The following is a 13,186-nucleotide window of genomic DNA, read 5'->3' on the forward strand; positions in this document are numbered from 1 at the left end:
GGAGCCGTCAGTCGCCGACGCCGAAGCCGACCTTGCGGACGTCGGAGGGGGCGATCTCGACGTACGCGATGCGGTCGGACGGGACGATGTACTTGCGCCCCTTCTCGTCGTTGATGCGGAAGAGCCCGTCACCGGCCGTCAGGGCCTCGGCGACCAGCTTCTCCACCTCATCGGGAGACTGGCCACTGGACACCACCAGCTCGCGCGGCGTGTCCTTGATGCCGATCTTGACCTCCACGTGGGACCTCCGCTGGAAATTCGTAAGGGATGTGCCGGCCAAGGCTAACCGAACCGGCTCGTTCCGGTGGCGCATGTCCGCGCCCGACCGCGTCGTCACTTCCGGGTACTCCATCGGGTTCAGCCCAGGCCGAGCGCCTGCATGCGCTTGGTGTGCCCCTGTTGCAACCGCCGGAACAGCGCCGCAATTCCGGAGAGGTCGCCCGAGCCGCTGACGATGAGCTCGGCCAGCCCGTCGCGCTCGGCCACGACGTACTGGGCCTGGGTCAGGGCCTCCCCCAGCAGGCGGCGGCCCCACAGGGCGAGCTTGTCACGCGACTTCGGGTCGGCCTCGATGCCGGCCGCGACCTCGCGTTCGGCGAAGGCCGAGTGGCCGGTGTCGGCCAGCACGGTCAGCACCAGGTCCTTGGTCTCCGGGTCGAGCCAGCTGGCGATCTCCCGGTAGAGGTCCGCGGCCAGCCCGTCGCCGACGTAGGCCTTGACCAGCGACTCCAGCCACGACTTCGGGGGCGTCGAAGCGTGCCAGGCGTCGACCTGGGCCACGAACGGCGTCATCGCGTCTTCGATCTTGACGCCGTGGGCGGCCAGGTGCTGGGCCAGCAGGCCGTAGTGACCGATCTCGGCGGCCGCCATGGTCGCCAGCGCGGCCCGCCCGGCCAGCGTGGGGGCGCTGCGCGCGTCCTCCGCCAGCCGGTCGAACGCGGACAGTTCGAGGTAGGCGATCACACCCAGAAGGTCGACTACGCCTTCGGAGATCTCTTTCGGCTCGGTCACGGGGGCAGGGTATCGCCGAAGCACCCGGACGTGTCGCGACGAGACCGATCACACGGGTTCCGGCGCGCCGGGTACTGCCGAAAAACTGCTGACCAGGTACACTGGCACACGACAACGAGCTTCCGTACGCCATACCGGCGTCGGGAAACAGGCAGGTCACGTGGCTTGCCGACGTACTGCAATGTGCGTGCACGCCTCTTCCGGCATTCCCGGGACGGACCGGTTCCGCGCTCCAGAACAGCGCCAGGGACCAGGGTTTACTCCCGGTCGAGTGTCGAGCGGACCAACGGCGGTGCGCGCTGGTCACGAGAGAGGCGATCACCCTGACCGCAGAAATTCCCACAACCGAACAGACCCCCGCCGTCGCGCTGGAACACAGCGAGACCGGCACGGCCGTGCTCGACACCTCCCACCCGCTGCAGGCGGGCGTCGAGGTCGAGCCCGAGGCCCCGACCTTCGCGTCCTTCGGCGTCAAGCCGGAGATCGTCAAGGCCCTCGGCGAGGCCGGCATCGAGCGGACGTTCGCCATCCAGGCGCTCACGCTGCCCCTGGCCATGGCCGGCGACGACCTCATCGGCCAGGCCCGCACCGGCATGGGCAAGACCCTCGGCTTCGGCGTCCCGCTGCTGCACCGCGTCCAGGTCCCCGGCGACGGCACCCCGCAGGTGCTGGTCGTGGTCCCGACCCGCGAGCTGTGCATCCAGGTCGCGAACGACCTCAAGGGCGCCGGCAAGCACCTCGGCATCCGCACCCTGGCCATCTACGGCGGCCGCCCGTACGAGCCGCAGATCGAGGCGCTGCGCAAGGGCGTCGACGTCGTGATCGGCACCCCCGGCCGCCTGCTCGACCTGGCGGAGCAGCAGCACCTGGTGCTCGGCAAGGTCCGCGGCCTGGTGCTCGACGAGGCCGACGAGATGCTCGACCTGGGCTTCCTGCCCGACATCGAGCGGATCCTGCGGATGGTGCCGGACGAGCGGCAGACCATGCTGTTCTCGGCCACCATGCCCGGCCCGATCATCACGCTGGCCCGCACGTTCCTGAAGCAGCCGACGCACATCCGCGCCGAGGAGAACGACGCCGGCGCGGTCCACGAGCGCACCACCCAGTTCGTCTACCGGGCGCACTCGATGGACAAGGCCGAGGTCGTCGCCCGGATCCTGCAGGCCGAGGGCCGCGGGCTCACGATGATCTTCAGCCGCACCAAGCGCACCGCGCAGAAGGTGGCCGACGACCTGGTCGAGCGCGGCTTCGCGGCCGCCGCCGTGCACGGTGACCTGGGCCAGGGCGCCCGCGAGCAGGCGCTGCGCGCGTTCCGCTCCGGCAAGGTCGACGTGCTGGTCGCGACCGACGTCGCCGCCCGCGGCATCGACATCGACGACGTCACGCACGTGATCAACTACCAGTGCCCGGAGGACGAGAAGACCTACGTCCACCGGATCGGCCGCACCGGCCGCGCCGGGCGCACCGGCGTCGCGGTCACCCTCGTCGACTGGGACGAGGAGGCGCGCTGGAAGCTGATCTCCGACGCGCTCGGCCTCGACATGCCGGAGCCGGTGGAGACGTACTCGTCGTCCAAGCACCTGTTCGAGGACCTGGGCATCCCGGAGGGCACCACCGGGCGGCTGCCGCTGGCGAAGCGGACCCGCGCGGGGCTGGCCGCCGAGGAGGAAGAGGACCTGGGCGGCAAGAAGCGCGGCCGTGGCCGTGGCCGTGCCTCGGACGAGTCTTCGGAGGAGGCGCCGCGCAAGCGCACCCGGACCCCGCGCAAGCGGACCCGCGGTGGCGCGCGGGCGGCCGAGGCGATCGAAGCCGCCGACAACGCGGACAGCACGGACGGCACGGCCACCCCGGCCGCGGAAGACGCGCCCGCCGCCTCGGAAGGACGCACCCGGACGCGCCGGCGCACCCGCACCGGCAACGCCCCGGAGGCGACCGGCCCGGCCGTCGAGAAGGAGGCCGGCGAGAACGCCGAGCGTCCGGCTCGCCGACGCCGCCGTCGCCGTCCGGCCGCGACGTCTGATACACCTGCGTCGGCAGACTGAGGCTTCTCCATCGGGGGGTTCGGGTACGTGAGCGACGTCGAGACGCCTGACTACGGGTCCGAGAACGTCCTCGAGGACGCTCCCGAGAGCACCCCGCCCGCCCCGCGGGTCAAGGCGCGCCGGTCGCCGTGGAACCGCGGGCGGGACCGGGTGATCGCCGCGCTGATCGCGGTCGCCGTGGTCGCCGTCGCGCTGGTCATCGGCGTGACGAGCGACAGCGCGGCCACCGACCGGACGGAAGCGGCGGCGCCGCCCCCGGCGTTGCCCGCGGCCCCGGACAAGGTGCCGGGGTCGCTGGCGGAGATCTGGAGCGCCCCCAGCGGCGCGACCCCGGTCCCGGTGGTGGCCGGCGACTCGGTGGCCACCGCGGACGGCGGCGAGGTCGCCGCCCGCGACCCGCTGACCGGGCAGGTCCGCTGGCACTACTCGCGTGACCTGCCGTTGTGCACGCTGGACTCGGTGTGGGGGCGGCTGAACGCCGTCTACCACAAGACCCGCAACTGCAGTGAGGTCACGCAGCTGGACCCGGCGACGGGCCGGATCACCGCGCAGCGCAACGGCAACGCGGAGCTGGGCACCCGGCTGGTCGACGACGGCTCCCACGTGACGGCGACGGGCAAGAACCTCCTGACGACCTGGCGCGACGACCTGGTGCAGAGCGCCGAGTACGGCCAGGTCCCGGCACTGGTCAACGCGGGCAAGCAGCCGCGGACGGGCTGCACGTACGGCACGGTCGCGGCGGCGTCGGGCAAGGTCGGCGTGATCGAGCGCTGCCCGGCCGACCCGGCCGACCGCCTGACGGTGTACAAGGCGGCGCCGGAAAAGGACGACGAGCCGCAGGTCGCGTTCAGTTCGGTGCTGGCGGGCAAGCGGGCCCGCGTGATCGCGATGTCGGGCGACCTGACGGCCGTGGTGCTGCCGGACCAGAAGCTCCTGGTGGTCTACAACGGCGACGGCACCCAGCGCGCGGCGTACCCGCTGGACGTCCCGCCGGCCGACCTGGCGGCCGACCCGCCGTCCGGTGTCGAGGCCACGACCCAGACGGCGGCGAACATGTACTGGTTCAGCGGGTCGAAGGTGGTGGCCCTCTCCCGCGACGACCTGTCTCCCCGCTGGACGCTGAGCAGCGCCGTGGGCCCGGGAGCGACGTTCGCCCAGCAGCTGGTGATCCCGATCAAGGGCGGCTTGGCGGTGCTGAACGAAAACGACGGGTCGACGATCCGCACGGTGGGCGTCGAGCGCCGGGGCTACTCGGGAGTGGTCCGGCTGGGCACGGCAGGCCCGGTCCTGCTCGAACAGCGCGGCCCCACCCTCACGGCCCTGAAGTAACGCGATGCCTCCCCAGTCACGCGAGATGCCCCTTGGATCACGCGAGACGCCCGCCTGATCACAGGTGGTGCCCCGCGGAGCACACGAAATGGCCGCCTGATCACGCGAGTTCCGTCCCGGATCACGCCGGTTCCGTCTCAACCACGCGAATCCGGTCTGCGGTCACGCGAGGTGCGGTCCCCGATCGCGCGGGTGCGAGGCCGGATTCGGCAGTCGCGAGGCATCTCGCGTGACGGGGACGTCAGATGAGCCAGAAGAGGCTGATTGCCGAGACCGTGAACAGGACGACCGCCAGGCCCGCACCCACGGCCGCGGGCCCGTTGCGGCGGTCGGCGACTCGCTGAGCCAGCAGGGCCAGCACCGCCGCGACCGGGTGGCCGATCAGGAGGGTCGCCCCGGGGCCGGGCGCGCCGGTGAACAGGCAGATCCCGCCGACGACCAGCACCCCGACCGCCAGGACGGTGAGCCCCGCCGCTAGTGAGCCGGTGAACCCCCGCCACCAGCGGCCGCCCGGGCGGGGAGGTGCCGCCGCCTCCGGGGCGGTGCTGTCCGGCTCGATCCGCTCGGGCTCGACGCGCTCCTGCTCGACGGTCACCGCATCGGCCGCGCTCGGCGCCGCGGGCCGGGCGGCCGCACGGCCCGGCACCTCGGCCTCGCGCGATGCAGCCACGACCCGCTCTTGCGTCTCGGTCTCAGCCGGCGCCCGGTCGGAACCCGGCTCGGCTCGGGCCTGGGGCACGTCCGTCCCGTCGGGCTCGGCCCGCGCTCCTTCGCCCTTCGGTGCTCCGGCGGGCAGCGGGGCCGTTGCCAATTCGTCTGCCAGTTCGTCTGCGAGTTCGTCGGTGTCCGGTGAAGCCACGTTCCCCTCCCGTTCAGGGCGCGAGCAGGTCCCACGGCTGCGCCGGCGGGGCCGCCTCCTGGCCCGCCGGGCAGCTCGGCCTGAAGTCGCACCAGGCGCACCGCCGGTCCGGGCGGGGCGGGAACAGCACGTCCCCGTCGCCGCCCGCCTCCAGGGTATCCGTGGCCAACCTCAAGTCCCCGGCGGTCTCGCCCGCGCGTTGCAGGTGCCGCTGCAGGCTCTCCGGACTGTGCTCGGCCGCCGCGATCGTGCCCGTCGGGAGGTGGTGCAGCTCCACCGTCGTGCACGGCATCCGCAACGTCCGCGCCGCCGCCACCGCGTACAGCGCCAGCGCTTGCGACGCACGGGCCTCGTACTCGTCCGGCGGACGGCGGCCCGTCTTGTAGTCCACGATCACCAGCGAACCGTCGCGCGCGTCGATCCGGTCCGCGCGGCCTTCGATGATCATCGACGGCCGCTCCCCCGGCGACGGGCTCACCGGCGCCGACACCCAGCGCTCCAGGCCCACGGGATCATGCGAGACGTCGTTGTCCTCGACGTACTCCGCCACCCACCCCTTGGCGCGCGCCCGGTACCGCGCCGCCTGCTCCTCGCTCTCGAACCCCGCGTCCTTCCAGAACTCCGCGACCAGCGCGACCGCCCGCTGCGGCACGCGCTTGAGCACCGGCAGGTCGAACAGCGCCCGCAAGGCGTTGTGCACCACCGCACCCAGCGTGCTGTGCGCCCACGGCCCGGTGCGCTGCGGGGTCGGCCGCTGCAGGTACGCGAGCCGGTACCGGCGCGGGCAGTCGTCGAAGGTCGCCAGCCGCGCCGGCGAGACCTTCGTGAGCCGCACCGGTTGCGCGACGCCGAAGTCGAAGCCCATCTGCTCCTTCACGACGCCCACGCTACGCACCACCACCGACAGTTTTTTCGGGGGTTCGGGTGGCGAAGCCCCCGACCTGGGGCGAAGCCCCAGATGTCGCTGACAAGTTTTTCGGGGGTTCGGGTGGCGAAGCCCCCGACCTGGGGCGAAGCCCCAGATGTCGCCGACAAGTTTTTCGGGGGTTCGGGTGGCGGAGCCCCCGACCTGGGGCGAAGCCCCAGATGTCACCGATACTTCCCGCGCGGGGCGAGCCGCCCCGCGCGGAAAGCCGGTTCACCGCACGACGAGCACGGTGTGCGTGCCACCCGAGACCGTCAGCGGCCCCGCCGCACGCAGCGGCCGCCCGTCCAGCAGCACCAGCCGCCCACCGGGCACCACCAGCGACCCGGACGTTCCCCGCGGCGCGGAAACCGTCAGCGAGAACACCGAACCCTGCTGAGACCACGAAGCCGACAACGCGCCCTTCGGCGTCGGCACCGCTCCCCGCGCCCACGAAACCGAGCCCGGGTGCGGCGAAACCGTCCAGGTCCCGAAGCCGGGCGACGTCGGCGAGACGCCCAGCAGCTCGTTCGTCAGCGCCGGCACGACCCCGGTCGACCAGCCGTGCGCGGCCGACGTGTACCCCTGCTCGTAGTGCGAGCCGCCCTCGCCGATGCCTTCCCACGCCGTGATGCCCGGGTCGTGCGTGGCCATCCAGCCGTACATCCGCTTGATCTGGTCGATCGCCGACGCCGCCTGCCCGCTCCGGAACCGCGCCTGCAGCTCCGGGAACGACGTGAACGCGTACACGCGCTTCGTGCCGTCGCCCACCAAAGTGTCGTTGTCCATGAACGGGTTCCCGTACGGCAACGCGCCCGCCGCGAGCCGCGCCAGCGCCGAAGTGGCCTGCGCCGGCGAAGCGATGCCGGCCAGGATCGCGTGGCTGTTGCCGTCCTGGCCGTGGCGCACCGCGCCGGTCGCGGAGTCGAGGTACGCCCCCGCCGCGGGATCCCACAAGTACTGGTTCACCGCCGCGGCAACGCCCGAAGCACGCGAGAGCCACCGCTCCGCGTCGGCCGCGTGTCCGGTCGCCCGCGCGAGACCCGCCGCACCCTGAAGCGCGCGGACGTACAACGCGTTGTAGTACGTCACTTCGCCCGTGCGCGGCAGGAACGCGTAGTCGCCGTAACCGCCGGTGCCGTTGAGCCCCTTCGCGAGCAACCCGCGCGAGTCGGTGACCGACGGATACCAGCTGTCGAGCGTCTTCACGAGGTGCGAGTAGTACGAAGACGCGTACGCGGTGTCGCCCGTGTAGAGGACGTAGTCCCAGCTCGACGTCACCCACCAGAGCGGATAGTCGAACAGGGGCAGCGTGTAGCCGTTGATCGACGCGGGCGGGATCCAGCCGTCCGCGCGCTGGTGGTCGGCCAGGTCGGCGAGGACGTTCTTCGCCGCCGTGCCGTCCTGGTGGGTCAGGTACTGCGTCAGACCGGAGACGGCGACGTCGCCGACGTACGGGTCCCGGTCGCGCTTCGCGCCGTCGTGCAGCACCAGCTTCCCGGCCAGGGACGGCGAGAACGCGCCGCGCGGGTCCACATCGGACTCCCGGAAGGTGTCCAGGCCCAGCTCGTTCGTGTAGGACGCCGCGTACCAGTAGCGATTCAGGTCTTCGTCGGCCGACTCGAACCAGCCGCGGTAGGTCGACGGCGTGCCGAGGAACGGCGTGAAGTCGAGCGAGACGCCGCTGATGCGCACCTCACCGGACGGCTGGGTCAACGGCGCGTCCGACGCCAGGGCGTCGAGGCTGATCCGCAGGTAGCGGAAGCCGTGCAGGCCGTCCGCGCACACCTGGGTCCCCGACGCGCAGCCCTTCGTGTCGCGCCACACCGTGGGTGTCGCGGGAACGGCGTACTGGTCGGTGCCCGGTCCGCCGGAGAAGTCCGAGCGGGTGAAGTCGGAGCGTTCGCCCAGGTACTGGCGGGTTTCGGAGAACGCCACCCGGACGCCGGGCCGGTTCGCCGACGCGCCCGCGAAGGCGATCTTCGGGTAGCCGGCGACGACTTGGCCGAAGTCGACGACGGCGGTGGGCACCGGCGGGTCGGCGACCACCCCGGGCCACACCTCGGCGACCCGGCTGAACTCGCCGGACGGGGTGTTCTGGTCCTTGGTCACGGTGATCCGGACCTGCGCGGTGGTCACCGGCCGGTCGAAGGTCACCGCGCGCTGCACGGCCGTGTTCCCGCTCACGGAAGCGGCCACCCGCCAGGTGCCCGCGTCCAGCACCTCGACCGTGAAGTCCTGCGGCACGCCGTCCACATTGGACAGAACGGTGACCCCGGGCAGCGCGACCGGCGCGCCCGCCGTGATCGTCAGGACGTCGGGGTAGGCGCCGAGCGTGTCGTCGTTCCAGAACGTCTCGGGGTTGCCGTCGACGGCGTTGCCGGGGTCGTAGGTCCGCGGCTGCCCGTTCCCGCCGCTGTTGGGCGCGTGGAACGACGACGCGGCCGCCGTCGTCCCCACCGGCCACGCCGGCTTCGGCGGCGGCGCCTGCCGCCTGAACGTCGCCACCCCGTGCCCGAGCAGGCCGTCCGGGTTCGTGACGTCCCCGGTGGTGGACAGGACCTTCACCGGCCGGACGTCCCGGCTCGCCGGGGCGACTACGTACTTCTCCCAGCCCGGCGCCGCGTCGGCGGGCGCGGCGACCACGCCGCTCGCCACCAGCACCGTGACCGGCAGGACTGCTCTGAGCCACTTCATCGAGGCCTCCGCAGGAAGTTGAATCGTTTCAAGCGCTGAGCTGAGATTCAGGCTGCGGGAGCGGTGCCAACGATGTCAACGAGCCGGGCGCATCCTGTCCGGCAGGACAACCCGGGTGGCGGCGTCAGCCGGCGCCGGAGATGAACCCGCGCACGGAGTTCGCGACGAGCTCCACGGCGATGGCCGCGAGCAGCAGGCCGGCCACCTTCGCCAGCAGCGTGATGCCGCTTTCCTTGATCAGCCGGATGACGACGCCGGAGTACCGCATGCAGAGGTAGAGCACGACGTGGACGGTGACGATCGCCAGCGCCAGGGCGATGTACGCGCCGACGTGCCCGTCGGCCTGCCGGACGAACACGATGGTCGCGGCGATCGCGCCGGGCCCGGCCAGCAGCGGCGTGCCGAGCGGCACGAGCGCGACGTTGACGTCCTCGGCCGCCGCCTCGGTCTCGTGGCCGTTGCTGGTGAGCAGCTGCAGCGCGATGAGCAGGAGCAGGAGCCCGCCCGCGCCCTGCAGCGCGGGGATGCCGATGCCGAGGTAGGCCAGGATCGCCTGGCCGGCCACCGCGAACAGGCTGATGACCAGCAGCGACACCAGGACGGCCTGCCGGGCGGCGCGCGCCCGGGTCGCCATCGGCTTGCGGCCGACGAGGCTGAGGAACACCGGCACGGTGCCGGGGGGGTCCATGATGACGATCAGGGTGATCGTCGCACTCATGAACAGTTTCGCGTCGAAGAGCGCCATGTCAGCCCTTCACGACCTGGAACCCCGTCGCCCGCGAGACGAGTTCCTCGAGCTGCCCGGGGTCGGTGGTGCACTCGCCGAGCGCGATCGTCTTGTTCGTGCCGTGGTAGTCGCTGGACCCGGTGAAGACGAGCCCGAGCTCGGCGGCCAGCTCGCGCACGCGGGCCCGCGTCGGCTCGTCGTGGTTCGGGTGGTCGGCCTCGACGCCGGTGAGCCCGCGCGCGGCGAGCTCGGCGAGGGTGTCCTCGCTGATGGTGGCGCCGCGGCTGAAGGCGAAGGGGTGCGCGATGACCGTGACACCGCCGGCCGCGGCGATCATGTCGATGGCTTCTTCGACGGGCGTGTCCCGGCGGGCGACGTAATAGCCGCGGCGCGGGCTGAGGTAGTCGGCGAAGGCCTCGTCGACCGACTTGACCAGGCCGGCCCGGACCAGCGCCTGCGCGAGGTGGGGGCGACCCGGCGGGGAGTCTTCCGGCAGCAGGCCGAAGATCTCGTCGATGTCGATGGGGAGGCCGTCGGCGGCCATCCGCTCGGCCATCCGGCGCAGCCGCGTGCGGCGCTCGACGCGCAGCCGGGTCTGCTCGGTGACGACCGGCTCGGACGTCGGGTCGAAGAGGTAGGCGAGCAGGTGGACGCTGATCTGGCGGCCGGTGTCCGGGTCGATCGACACCGTGGAGAGCTCGGCGCCGGGGACCAGGGTCAGGCCGGGTGACACCGCTTCGGAGGCGGGCGCCCAGCCCGCGGTGGTGTCGTGGTCGGTGATCGCGACGACGTCGAGCCCGGCTTTGGCGGCCGCGGCGACGAGCCCGGCCGGCGTGTCGGTGCCGTCGGAAGCGGTGGAGTGGGCGTGCAGGTCGATGCGCATCGTGTCCATTGTCGACGATGCGCTGCGTCACACGCGAACTGGGACTCTCAGCCGACCGGCTTCTTGCCCCGCGCGGCCCGCTGGGCCTTGATCATGGAGAAGCGTTCGGCCTGCTTCTGCTTGTCGCCGAAGACCAGCTCCGAGATCGTGTCGTAGAACTCCTCGGGCCGCGGCAGGAAGTCGATCTTGTTGAGCGCCTGGATCTGCCCCGCGGACTCGACCACCATCGTGCCGTAGCCCATCATGCGGCCGGTCGCCGTGCGGACGTAGCTGAGGTCGGTGACCTTGCTGATCGGCATCATCAGGACCTTGGTGGTGAACACCCCGGTGGTCATGACGAACCGCTTGTCGGTGACCACCAGGCGTTCGACCCACCACTCCATGACCACGTAGGCGAACCGCAGGACGACGAGCAGCGCGACGTACCAGAGGATGTTCTGGCCGATGTACAGCGCCGGCGGCAGCAGGTAGGACACCAGGACGCAGACGGCCAGCAGCGCGGCCGCCTCGAAGGTGTCCCACAGGAGCACCGCCCAGTGGCGGCGGATCCGGATGACCCGCCGCTCGGTGTCGAGGAGGTACTCGTCGGGGTCGCGTGGCGCGAACATGGTTCGAGGGTAACCCCGCGATCAGCCCTTGAACACGTTGCTGACGAAGGTGATCACCGATTCGGCCGAGCTGCGCAGGAAGTCGATGATGTTGCCGACGAGGCCGGCGGCCTGCCCAGGCTGGGCGATGACGAAGAACAGCACCAACGCGATACCGGCGAGGCCCGCAATCTTCTTCACGTTCACCGCGATCAAATCCCGTCTCTTACGGTGACACCGGACAACAGCTGTTTTTACGTTGTACCGCACTGAACAGGCACACGGGAGGAAAGTCCCGCGCTTGGGTCAGCACGCGGTCCGAAGTGTACCGCACGGCTACTCTCCGTGTACAGGACATCGGTTTTCAAGTCGCGTGCGTCTACCCTTCGGGACATGGACGGCCTCGCTACCACCACAATCCGCTGCGTCGGCGGGATCGCGCACGACGCACAGGGCCGTTTGCTGCTCATCCGGCGCCGGAACAACCCCGGTTCGGGGCAGTGGTCGCTGCCGGGTGGCCGAGTCGAACCGGGCGAAACGGACAAAGAGGCAGTGATCCGGGAACTGGCGGAGGAAACGGGCCTCGACGTGATTCCCGGCACACTGATCGGCTCGGTACGGCGGGGACCGTACGAGATCTTCGACTACGCCTGCGAGGTCGAGGGCGGGATTCTCACGGCTGGTGATGATGCGACGGACGTTCGTTGGTCCGATGCGGCAGACCTTGCGGAGCTGGAGGCCTGCGGAGAGCTGGTGGACCTGCTCTTCGTGACGCTGCGTGAGTGGGGCGCTTTGTCGAGGGCCTGAGACCACCGAAAATGCCCCCGCCCTTCCCTGGGGGGCGTCCCCTGGTCCAGTCTATCGGCGGCCACCGACAACCCCGGTCTCGCGCAGCAGGTTGTCCACAGCCCGGCCCGACTGTGGACAACCGGCGATTACGGCGCCGGCCAGGGCATCGGCACGAGGCGATCGGCCGCCATCCAGCCGACATCCGGCCAGCCGACTGCAGGCCTGACGACAGCCGACAGCCAGCCGACCGCGGGCCTGACTACAGCGGCAACCAGGTCATCCGCTGCCCGTGCGGGGCGGTCCGCGCCAGGGCGTGCGCCTCGGCCTTCCCGTTCTCCCACCGGACCACGCCCAGCGTCGCCAGCCCGTCGGCGCTCGCCAGGTCCGACCGGCCCGGCAGGACGGGTTCCAGCCCCACTCCGTAGAACTCCTCCGAGACCCACCAGACCGGCCGCGAAGACGCCAGCGACGCCAACGCCGCCACGAACGCCGACCGCTTCGGAGCCGGGAAGTACGCTAGGACGTGGCTGGTCAGCACGACCAGCGGTCCCTCCAGCGTCGCTGCCGCCGGCTCCAGGTCGTCGACCCCGTCGCCGGTGATCAGCCGGGGGCGGTGCTTGGCCTGCTCGGCCGCCGCCGTGCGCAGCAGCCGGATGCGGTCCGGCTGGTCCGCCCAGACGCACGCCTCCAGCCACGCCAGCTCGTCCTCGTCCGACAGGTCCACCGGGGCCCGGTCCAGGCCCGCCCGGTCGAGCAGGGCCAGCTTCTTCGGCAGCTTCGGCACCGCCGCCCCCGGGGCCAGGTCCAGCGCGCAGTGCAGGCCGACCGCCGCCTTCGCCGGGCCCGCCGTCAGCTGGTCGCCGCCGTCGCACTGGTAGCGGTAGCCGAAGCGGTCCAGGCCCAGCAGCAGGCCCGCGCTGCAGCCCACCTCCAGCAGCGACACCTTGCCGCCCGCTTCGCGCGCCGCCCGCGCGACACCCGGGTACAGCAGCGCCGCCCGGCGGACCTCGTTCGTCTGCGTGTAGCGCGAGGCGATCAGCTCCCGCGCCTTCGACGCCCGCTCCAGCAGGAACGACCGGAACAGCGGCCAGGTGTCGGAGTCCACGCCGTCGAACCCGCCCAGCGACGGGTAGTACCGCGAAAGCGGGTGGATCGGGTCGGCCTGCACGAGCCGGTGCGCGACCGCGAACAGCAGCGTGCCCCGGACCTCGCCGTCGCGGGCCGACGCCAGCAGCCCGGCGACGTCGTCGTCCGAAGCCGCCTGCAGCGCCAGGTGTTCGTACAACGGCGAGACCCCGCGGGCCTCGACTTCCGCGAACGTGCGGAGTATCCCCTTGATCCCGTCCAGGTCCATCAGA

General features: G+C 71.7%; 13 protein-coding genes. 3 read left to right on the forward strand and 10 right to left on the reverse strand.

The genetic code is table 11. From position 1 onward, the window contains the following. Window positions 1-7: 7 nt before the first annotated feature. Together ACLJOU_RS19110 and ACLJOU_RS19115 are read right to left on the reverse strand one after the other, a co-directional pair. A complete protein-coding gene (locus ACLJOU_RS19110; protein ID WP_043784361.1) occupies window positions 8-238 on the reverse strand; it encodes a DUF3107 domain-containing protein in 231 nt (76 codons plus the stop codon). Window positions 239-357: 119 nt separating this feature from the next. Continuing rightward, window positions 358-1,011 carry a ferritin-like fold-containing protein gene (locus ACLJOU_RS19115; RefSeq protein WP_410568999.1) on the reverse strand — a complete coding sequence of 218 codons (654 nt, stop codon included), beginning with the start codon at window positions 1,009-1,011 and terminating at the stop codon, window positions 358-360. Window positions 1,012-1,406: 395 nt separating this feature from the next. Between ACLJOU_RS19115 and ACLJOU_RS19120 the strand changes: the two genes are divergently transcribed. Both ACLJOU_RS19120 and ACLJOU_RS19125 read left to right on the forward strand, forming a co-directional pair. Then, the gene (locus ACLJOU_RS19120; RefSeq protein WP_410569000.1) at window positions 1,407-3,053 is read left to right on the forward strand and encodes a DEAD/DEAH box helicase; all 1,647 of its coding nucleotides are present in this window, start codon (window positions 1,407-1,409) and stop codon (window positions 3,051-3,053) included. A 27-nt stretch (window positions 3,054-3,080) separates the two neighbouring features. After that, entirely contained in the window at window positions 3,081-4,382 is a 1,302-nt protein-coding gene (locus ACLJOU_RS19125) for a hypothetical protein (RefSeq protein ID WP_410569001.1), read from the forward strand. Window positions 4,383-4,623: 241 nt separating this feature from the next. On the opposite strand, the gene ACLJOU_RS19130 is transcribed toward ACLJOU_RS19125, so the two are convergent. The 7 genes from ACLJOU_RS19130 to ACLJOU_RS19160 all read right to left on the reverse strand — a co-directional run bounded on the left by ACLJOU_RS19130 (window position 4,624) and on the right by ACLJOU_RS19160 (window position 11,246). Continuing rightward, the gene (locus ACLJOU_RS19130; RefSeq protein WP_410569002.1) at window positions 4,624-5,052 is read right to left on the reverse strand and encodes a hypothetical protein; all 429 of its coding nucleotides are present in this window, start codon (window positions 5,050-5,052) and stop codon (window positions 4,624-4,626) included. Between the two features lie 202 nt (window positions 5,053-5,254). Beyond that, the gene (locus ACLJOU_RS19135; protein WP_410569320.1) at window positions 5,255-6,106 is read right to left on the reverse strand and encodes a RecB family exonuclease; all 852 of its coding nucleotides are present in this window, start codon (window positions 6,104-6,106) and stop codon (window positions 5,255-5,257) included. Window positions 6,107-6,379: 273 nt separating this feature from the next. Further along, window positions 6,380-8,842, reverse strand: coding sequence for an alpha-L-rhamnosidase C-terminal domain-containing protein (locus tag ACLJOU_RS19140; protein WP_410569003.1), 2,463 nt, complete (start codon window positions 8,840-8,842; stop codon window positions 6,380-6,382). 124 nt (window positions 8,843-8,966) lie between these two features. After that, entirely contained in the window at window positions 8,967-9,587 is a 621-nt protein-coding gene (locus ACLJOU_RS19145; RefSeq protein WP_410569004.1) for a MarC family protein, read from the reverse strand. A gap of 1 nt (window position 9,588) precedes the next feature. Next, a complete protein-coding gene (locus tag ACLJOU_RS19150; protein WP_410569005.1) occupies window positions 9,589-10,461 on the reverse strand; it encodes a PHP domain-containing protein in 873 nt (290 codons plus the stop codon). 38 nt (window positions 10,462-10,499) lie between these two features. After that, complete coding sequence (locus tag ACLJOU_RS19155) at window positions 10,500-11,060, reverse strand: PH domain-containing protein (protein ID WP_003095467.1); 561 nt, start codon at window positions 11,058-11,060, stop codon at window positions 10,500-10,502. Between the two features lie 21 nt (window positions 11,061-11,081). Beyond that, entirely contained in the window at window positions 11,082-11,246 is a 165-nt protein-coding gene (locus ACLJOU_RS19160; protein ID WP_162146229.1) for a hypothetical protein, read from the reverse strand. Window positions 11,247-11,432: 186 nt separating this feature from the next. Here ACLJOU_RS19160 and ACLJOU_RS19165 point away from each other — a divergent pair, with 186 nt between their 5' ends. Further along, window positions 11,433-11,846 carry an NUDIX hydrolase gene (locus tag ACLJOU_RS19165; RefSeq protein ID WP_410569006.1) on the forward strand — a complete coding sequence of 138 codons (414 nt, stop codon included), beginning with the start codon at window positions 11,433-11,435 and terminating at the stop codon, window positions 11,844-11,846. Window positions 11,847-12,087: 241 nt separating this feature from the next. Here ACLJOU_RS19165 and ACLJOU_RS19170 read toward each other — a convergent pair whose 3' ends face one another. Further along, window positions 12,088-13,182 (reverse strand): DUF2332 domain-containing protein, encoded by a 1,095-nt coding sequence (locus ACLJOU_RS19170; protein ID WP_410569007.1) that lies wholly within the window; start codon window positions 13,180-13,182, stop codon window positions 12,088-12,090. Between the last annotated feature and the right edge of the window lie 4 nt (window positions 13,183-13,186).

The organism is Amycolatopsis sp. cmx-4-61, assembly GCF_046548775.1.
Classification (GTDB): Bacteria; Actinomycetota; Actinomycetes; order Mycobacteriales; family Pseudonocardiaceae; genus Amycolatopsis.